Annotated in this window: 7 protein-coding genes; 4 read left to right on the top strand and 3 right to left on the bottom strand. The window is 64.6% G+C overall.

The features are described from left to right. A partial coding sequence (locus Q664_RS34620) for an IS66 family transposase (protein ID WP_152622508.1) occupies positions 1 to 379 on the top strand: 379 nt, incomplete at its 5' end. Between the two features lie 101 nt (positions 380 to 480). Next, entirely contained in the window at positions 481 to 969 is a 489-nt protein-coding gene (locus Q664_RS34615) for an RNA polymerase sigma factor sigma-70 region 4 domain-containing protein (protein ID WP_043405615.1), read from the top strand. Positions 970 to 1,082: 113 nt separating this feature from the next. Here Q664_RS34615 and Q664_RS62360 read toward each other — a convergent pair whose 3' ends face one another. Then, positions 1,083 to 1,877 carry a collagen-like protein gene (locus Q664_RS62360; RefSeq protein ID WP_084610552.1) on the bottom strand — a complete coding sequence of 265 codons (795 nt, stop codon included), beginning with the start codon at positions 1,875 to 1,877 and terminating at the stop codon, positions 1,083 to 1,085. A 67-nt stretch (positions 1,878 to 1,944) separates the two neighbouring features. After that, positions 1,945 to 2,805 carry a collagen-like domain-containing protein gene (locus Q664_RS55440; RefSeq protein ID WP_084610551.1) on the bottom strand — a complete coding sequence of 287 codons (861 nt, stop codon included), beginning with the start codon at positions 2,803 to 2,805 and terminating at the stop codon, positions 1,945 to 1,947. 174 nt (positions 2,806 to 2,979) lie between these two features. Here Q664_RS55440 and Q664_RS63030 point away from each other — a divergent pair, with 174 nt between their 5' ends. Next, on the top strand, positions 2,980 to 3,318 hold the full coding sequence (locus Q664_RS63030; RefSeq protein WP_075207597.1) for a helix-turn-helix domain-containing protein: 339 nt from the start codon (positions 2,980 to 2,982) through the stop codon (positions 3,316 to 3,318). A gap of 382 nt (positions 3,319 to 3,700) precedes the next feature. Here the strand turns inward: Q664_RS63030 and Q664_RS34600 are convergent, their stop codons facing one another. Next, a complete protein-coding gene (locus tag Q664_RS34600; RefSeq protein WP_043405608.1) occupies positions 3,701 to 5,230 on the bottom strand; it encodes a S1 family peptidase in 1,530 nt (509 codons plus the stop codon). 353 nt (positions 5,231 to 5,583) lie between these two features. Between Q664_RS34600 and Q664_RS34595 the strand changes: the two genes are divergently transcribed. Continuing rightward, entirely contained in the window at positions 5,584 to 7,383 is a 1,800-nt protein-coding gene (locus tag Q664_RS34595; RefSeq protein WP_063934807.1) for an RICIN domain-containing protein, read from the top strand. Positions 7,384 to 7,463 lie beyond the last annotated feature (80 nt).

The raw sequence follows: 7,463 nt of genomic DNA, 5'->3' as shown, positions 1-7,463 counted from the left end.
GCCACCGAAGAGTCCGCTGGCCCAGGCGTGCCGCTATGCCATCAACCAGTGGACGGCGCTGATGCGCTTCTTGGAAGACGCACGCCTGCCGCTGCACAACAACGCCTCGGAGCTGCGGCTGCGGGAGATTGCCGTCGGCAGGAAGAACTACCTGTTCGCCGGCAGTGATGCGGGCGCCGAGCGCGCCGCGTGCGTGTACACGCTGGTGGCTACCTGCACGCTGGCGGGCGTGGACCCGCAGGCGTACCTGGCCGACGTGCTGGAGAAGCTCGCCCAGGGCTGGCCACAGCGTCGGCTCGAGGAACTGCTGCCGCCCATGTGGAAGGCGTCGCGCGACGCCGCCGCGCAGGCTCCCTCTGCCTCGCCCGCGACGACCTGAGCGCCGCTCCTCCCGATCGAATCAAGCGGCGCGCCCCCTACCACATCTCCGTCTCCACGCTGCACCGCTCCGCCGAGCGGATACCCGCGAGGGGAGGGCCGATGGCCACGGAGCGACTGTCCATGCGTCACATACGAGAAGTGCTACGGCAGAAGTGGGTGCAGAAGAGAAGCCTCCGGGAGGCGGCGAGCAGCCTGGGAATCAGCGCGGGTGCGGTGGGGAGCGTGCTGGCTCGCGCCACGGCGGCGAAGCTGGACTGGGAGCAGGTGGAGCAGAGGCGGGAGGAGAAGTTGGAGGAGCGGCTGTATGGCGCCACGCCGAAGCCTGCGGCCCAGCGGCCCCTGCCCGACCCGGTGTACATCCACGAACCGCCCAGGAGCGGCGAACGGCCCGACCCCCACCCCAACACCCCCGTTCTTCTCGCGCCTCCCGAGGGCCCCATGAGCCGCTTCTGGCACGTCGTTCACAACGCCCTTGCCCACCCGTTCCTGCTCGTGCTCCCGGCGAGATGGGGCATTCGCTTCCACGACTACACCGCCAAGAAAGCGTACCCGAGCCTATCAACCCGCACGAAAACAACCGCAGAATGAGGGTCCGGAAGTGACCCTCATGCCGTGGTGAACTAGAACGGGCCGGGCCATCGTCAAGGACCCGACCCGTTTTATTTCCGCATCAACGCAACCGACGTCGCGCCGCCTGTGACCTACTCATACCGGCAACAGATCGCATTAGTGAGCACGGTTGCGGTGGTGGAACTGGGACCACGCAGGGCGCAAGTATACCCGAATGCCCCATTGTACACACCGAGGTTACCGGCAGTGCCAATGGTGTTGTTCGTGGACGAGCACGCGCCGCCCGTCAAGAACTCACCTGGACCGCAGTGCACCACGGACACGCCAATCGTGTAGGTGTTGACTCCACCCTTCGACACTTCACGACAAACGATACCGCGCGTGGGCCCGGCCGGACCCTGGTGGCCTTGTGGCCCCATCGGACCGGTCGCGCCTGTGTCCCCCTTCGGACCAGTCGCGCCGGTATCGCCCTTGTCCCCCTTCGGCCCAGTTGCTCCGGTATCACCCTTGATGCCCTGAACCCCCTGCGGCCCTGTATCGCCTGTATCACCCTTCGGGCCAACCGCGCCTGGGTCGCCCTTGTCTCCCTTGGGCCCCTGAACGCCCAGAGTCACCTCGAATTCATCCATCTGGGACGAATCGGAACCCGAGGTGACACTCAGCCGATAGCTTCCGGGCGGCAGCGAAAAGAGCGGCTCGGCGCTGATATAATCCGAAGCATACTCATTGAGGCGCACGGAATTGCCTCCGATCCGCACAGACGGTCGTGCAGAACCGAAGTTCGTTCCGTAGATGTGAAAGCGATGTACGCCGGGGCTTATCACTTCAACGTCGACCACGAAAACATCCAACTGGGCATTGGCCGCACCAGGCGCAGTGAGTCCAATCAACAAACCGCACAGAACAACGAATCTGCTCAAATTCATGATTCCTCGGAGGGCAGTACAGCAGATCCTACGTCAACGTTCGAATCAGTCAGTGTTGTTGGGCGGGCTATTGAGCCACGCAGCACATCGCCTGAGGCGTAACCGTGCCAGAGCCTGAGTAGTCGGACGTGATTCGGCAAGTGAAGTAAGTGTCGTACAGGCCGCCAGAAGAAGCACCGAACAAGCCACCATCCTGCTTGCAGGTTCCGCTGATCACCCTTTTCCCTGCTGGACAATACGCAAAAGCCGTGACTCCTCGCCCCACGGTGTTGCCGTTGACAATTCCACACTGAGATAGTCCAGGCGGGCCTTGGACGCCTTGAGGGCCCTGGTATCCTTGCGGCCCCATCGGACCAGTTGCACCCGTGTCGCCTTTGTCCCCCTTCGCTCCCGGCGCACCATCCATGCCGGGGTCGCCCGTGTCGCCCTTGTCTCCCTTCGCTCCCGGCGCACCATCCATGCCGGGGTCGCCCGTGTCGCCCTTGTCTCCCTTCGCTCCGGGCACACCATCCGCTCCGGGCTCACCCTTGTCGCCAGTCAAGCCTCGCTCGCCCGGGTCTCCCTTGTCACCTTTATCGCCCTTGTCCCCCTTGGGACCGCGCGCCCCCAACGCGACCTCGAACTCATCCGTTTGGGACAAATCCGAACCTGACGTGACACTCAGGCGATACAATCCGGGCGTCAGAGAAAAGAGCGGTTCAGCGACGATGTAATCCGGGGCATACTCGGCAAGGCGCACGGAGTTACCTCCGATACGCACCACCGGCCGCGTGGTGCCGAAGTTCATCCCGTAAATGTAAAAACGGTTCACGCCGGGTGCCGTCTCTTCGACGTCGACCACAAAAACATCCAACTGGGCATGGGCCGCGCTGGGGGCAGCGAGTCCAATCAACAAACCACACAGAACAACGAATCTGCTCAAATTCATGCGACCTCGGAGGGGTTGGTACAGCGGGCGGAACGTACGGTACCGCCCGAAAGACTGTCAACGAGGAGATCATGAATTCCTCTCCCGCCACCACTTTAGGCTGGTTAGCCCTGATAACGGATTTCAGTTGAATGTTCCGGTCAACCTTGCCCTATTGGGACTGGAGGAGGAGTTATGCCCCGGCCCTATTCGGTGGACTTGCGTGAGCGCGCGGTTGCGGCTTACAGGCGTGGTGGCAGAACCATGGAGGAGGTGGCTGCTGAATTCAGTGTGAGCGCCAAGACACTCTCTCATTGGCTGAAGCTTGAGGACGAAACGGGGAACTTGGAGCCACGACCGAGAGGCGGCGGCAACTTCTCGGCCCTCCAGGGGAGGTGCTGGAGACGCTCAAGGGCCAGGTGCGTATACACTCCGATGCCACAGTGCAGGAGCACCTCGAAGCGTTGGTGGCCCGGACAGAGGTGCATACCAGTTCCTCGTCGGTCTGGAGGGCGCTGCGACGCGAGGGGCTGAGACTCAAAAAAAGTCGCTCGTAGCTTCGGAGCAGCGTTCCCCGCGAGTGCAGGCACTGCGGCGTGTCTTCCTCCTTCTGATGCTCCTGCTCGACCCGCGACGGCTCGTTTTCCTCGACGAAACCGGCTGCCACACGAGCATGACGCGCACTCATGGACGTGCTCCACGGGGTGAGCGCGTGGTGGGATACGTCCCCAGGAACCGCGGTGTCGTCACCACCGTGCTGGGCGCTTTGGCACTGGGTAGACAAGGCCACCGAGATGGGCATGGATTTCTGGAAACCGCCTCCCGCTCTACCGGCGGGCGGATCCGAGGAACTCGCCCGCCGGGTGGCGGAGCTGGAGGCGGTGGTGGCGAAACTGGAAGGTGGAGAGCCGGCGCGTTAGCGGCGGAACCACTTCTGGTTCGCGGTGCCGCCGCACTCCCAGAGCTGGAGCCGGGCGCCGCTGGCCGAGTTCCAGTCCTTGATGTCCACGCACTTGTTGGCCTGCGGGTTCACGAGGTCACCCGCGCCGCTCAGCACGAACTGCTGGGCCGGGTTGCCATTGCAGGCGACGAGCTGGATGACGGCGCCGTTGTCGCGCGAGCCCCAGGCCACGTCCATGCACTTGCCGAGCGCCCGGACGGTGCCGTCGGAGTAGAAGGTCCAGCGCTGGGCGCCGGTGCCGTTGCAGTCCCACATCTGGAGCGGGGTGCCGTCCGTGGTGTTCGAGTTGGGAATGTCGATGCACTTGCCATTCCAGTTCGAGACGATGGCCTGGCCACCCGAGGTGGTGAGCGTGAGGCCGTAGACGGAGAGGATGGGCCGGAGCGGCTGGAAGAACGTCGTGCCGCCCGTGGTGCAGTTGCCCGAGCCGCCCGAGGTCACGCCCTGGGCCTGGTCACCGGAGAGCCAGGAGCCACCGGAGTCGCCGCCCTCGCAGCAGGCGTTGCTCTGGGTGAGGCCGTAGACGGCGCCCTGGGGGTAATTCACGGTGACGTTCTTGGCCTGGATGACGCCGCAGCGCCAGCCGGTGGTGGAGCCGGAGCGGCAGATCGAGGCGCCCACCGGGGCCTCATTGGAGCCGGCGACGTTGGCGATACCGCCCGCGTAGTTGTTCACCCAGGGCTGGGAGGCCCACGCGGAGTTGACCTGGACCCAGCCGTAGTCGGCGCCGGGGAAGGTCGAGCCCCGCACGGTGCCCTGTGCCACGCCGTTGGAGCCGGAGGTGTTGGTGCCCACGCCGCCGCAGTGGCCCGCGGTGACGAAGCCGCCATTGACGGAGAAGCCGATCGAGCAACGCGAGTTGCCCGGGTAGTAGGCATCACCGCCGCGCAGATCGTACGTGGTGCGGGGCTCCTCGCTGGAGGTGACCACACGCACCGAGCCATCGGCCGCACCGCTGTCGGCGATGAACTTCCCGACGCTCGACAGGGACGGGTCCCGGGCGAGCACGACGACGCTGTTGGTGACGGGGTCCACGTACCAGCCGTGGATGGTCCGGTCAGCGCGTTTGGCATTGCGGTCCAGCGTCGACTTCACCTTGTCGAGCTGCTTCTCGCTCCGGGCCACCAGCCGGGGCTCGGCGCCGAGGCCGCGCACATAGCGGGCGCTGGCCTCGTCCGTGACGCCGACGATGAGCGTGCTGCCGTCCTGGCCCAGCCAGGCACCGCCGAACGTGGTGCTCAGGTTCTCACGCACCTTCTTCTCGAGACGGGCCGCCGCGGCCTCGGAGACCAGCCGGCGCCGGGCCTGCTCGCCATCGAGCCCGAGGTCCCGCTTCATCGCGGAGAGGATCTCCTGAGACGGGTTCGGCACGGCCACGGCCTCCTCGGTGGAGGCGGCCTCGGCGGTGGTGGGGATGAGGGCGAGGGTGGCCGTTCCGGCGAACAGCGCCGTTGCCAGGGTCAGGGTCTTGAATCCACGGTTCATCGGGTCTTCCTATGGGGGAGGTGTTACGTGGCGGTCCCTTTGCGTCCGGCGTGCCATGTCTCTCATGGATGCAGGGATGTGCCGGGTTCCGTGATTTCAAGGGTTTGGGCTGGCTGCCTGAGCGTATGAACTGGTGACAACAGTCATCACCTGATGTCTGGAGTCATCACCACTCTGTTCTAGACGGGTCAAAGCGGAAAAGAGTGGATTTCTTTTTGCCGCGTCTGTATTTCGTGCCGCGAATCCTTTCACCTTCAGGAGTTTCGTATGCACACGGCCATGTCCAGGCGCCGGACCGCGTGGAGCGGTCTCGTGGCCACGGTACTTCTCTGTAGCTTTCTCCCTCGAGCGCGGTGGCCGCTGGCGAGCCCGTTCAGGTGTGGCTGACGACCACGTCGAACACCGTGCTCTCCAAGCGGCTCAGCGCGGAGCCGGCCAGGAACTTCGGGCCGGAGAGCGGCACGTCCCTGGTGATCGACATCAACGAGGCGACCACCTATCAGAGCATTGATGGCTTTGGCGGTGCGCTCACCGATGCCTCCGCGTGGGTGATCTACAATTCACCCCAGCGCAACGCGATCATGAATGACCTGTTCAGCGTCGCGAGCGGGGCCGGGTACAACCTGGTCCGGGTGCCCATGGGCTCGTCCGACTTCGCGCGGAATCACTATACCTACGATGACACCTGCTGCGATCTGAACGACTTCTCGGTGAACCACGACACCGCCTACATCATCCCGCTCCTGCAGCAGGCGCGGCAGCTCAATCCCGAGCTCAAGCTCATGGCCGTGCCGTGGAGCGCTCCGGCCTGGATGAAGTTCAACAACTCGCTGACGGGGGGCGGGTACCTGCGGAACGATCTGTATGGCCTGTATGCCAACTACTTCGTGCGCTTCCTCCAGGCCTACAACGGCCACGGCCTGCCGGTGTACGCCGTCAGCATGCAGAACGAGCCGCATTATGCCGCTCCCTCCTATGCGTCCATGCAGATGGAGCCGAATGATCAGTCGAACTTCGCGACCCACAACCTGCGGCCCGCGCTGAACAGCGCCGGGTTCGGAGCGGTGAAGATCCTCGGGTGGGACCACAACTGGTACGACAACGGGAGCCCCGCCCGCTTTCCGTTCGATCTGATGAGCTACAACAACAGCCAGGCGCTCAACTCGGTGACGGGCGTGGCCTACCACTGCTACGAGGGCCCCGACGGCAGCTACAGCGTCCAGTCCGATTTCCGCAATGCCCATCCCGGCAAGGAGGTTCACTTCACCGAGTGCTCCGGCGGAGACTGGGCGACGAACCAGGCCTGGAACCTGAAGTGGGAGTTGCAGAACAACGTCATCGGTCCGCTGCGCAACTGGGCGAAGAGCTCGCTGTACTGGAACATCGCGCTCGACCAGAACCATGGCCCGCGCGTGGGCGGCTGTGACAACTGCCGCGGCATGATCACCGTGAACACGGCCACGGGCACCTATACGAAGAACGAGGACTATTACAGCTGGGGCCACCTGGCGAAGGTGGTGAGGACCGGCGCGGTGCGCATCGCCTCGACGAGCCTGGGCAATGGCAGCATCGAGACCGTGGCCTTCAAGAATCCGGATGGTTCGCTGGCCCTGGTGGCGCTGAACTCCAACGCGAGCAGCTCCCTCACCTTCAAGGTGCGTTGGGGCGGCCAGTCCTTCGACTACACGCTTCCGGCCCTCTCGGTGGCCTCGTTCAAGTGGGATGCGCGTGCGTACTACCGGCTCGTGAACAGGTCGACGGGCCGCTGCGTGGACGTCGCCGGCCCGAGCACCGCGGATGGTGCCAACATCCACCAGTGGGCTTGCCACACCGGCTCCAGCCAGCAGTGGGCCATGGAGCCGGCCGACAGCGGTTACTACCGGTTCGTCTCCCGCTACAGCGGCAAGGTGCTCGACGTCGCCGGCCCGAGCACCGCCGATGGGGCCAACATCCACCAGTGGACCTCCTTCAACTCGGCCAACCAGCAGTTCAAGCCCATCCTGGTCAGCGATGGCTGGTACCGGCTCGAGGCGCGTCACAGCGGCAAGGTGCTCGACGTGGCCAACTGCTGGAGCAGCGGGGACGGCGCCAACATCCAGCAGTGGAGCTGGTCCAACAACGACTGCCAGCAGTTCCGGCTCGAGCGGATGTAGCTAATTCCATTCAGGTATGTCCGCGAAGGTGTGCCCCTGAGAACAGGTGCTGAGAAAAAGCGCTGACACCGCGGCCACTT

This window comes from Archangium violaceum Cb vi76, assembly GCF_000733295.1.
Taxonomy (GTDB): domain Bacteria; phylum Myxococcota; class Myxococcia; order Myxococcales; family Myxococcaceae; genus Archangium; species Archangium violaceum.
Note: the sequence above shows the minus strand (reverse complement) of the source record. Positions and strands in the feature narration are given on the sequence as shown.

Bases quoted from the DNA above. Each gene is read 5' to 3' on its own strand.
- Q664_RS63030 (WP_075207597.1), top strand. From the start codon at position 2,980: ATGCCCCGGCCCTATTCGGTGGACTTGCGTGAGCGCGCGGTTGCGGCT.
- Q664_RS55440 (WP_084610551.1), bottom strand. From the start codon at position 2,805: ATGAATTTGAGCAGATTCGTTGTTCTGTGTGGTTTGTTGATTGGACTC.
- Q664_RS34600 (WP_043405608.1), bottom strand. From the start codon at position 5,230: ATGAACCGTGGATTCAAGACCCTGACCCTGGCAACGGCGCTGTTCGCC.
- Q664_RS62360 (WP_084610552.1), bottom strand. From the start codon at position 1,877: ATGAATTTGAGCAGATTCGTTGTTCTGTGCGGTTTGTTGATTGGACTC.
- Q664_RS34615 (WP_043405615.1), top strand. From the start codon at position 481: ATGGCCACGGAGCGACTGTCCATGCGTCACATACGAGAAGTGCTACGG.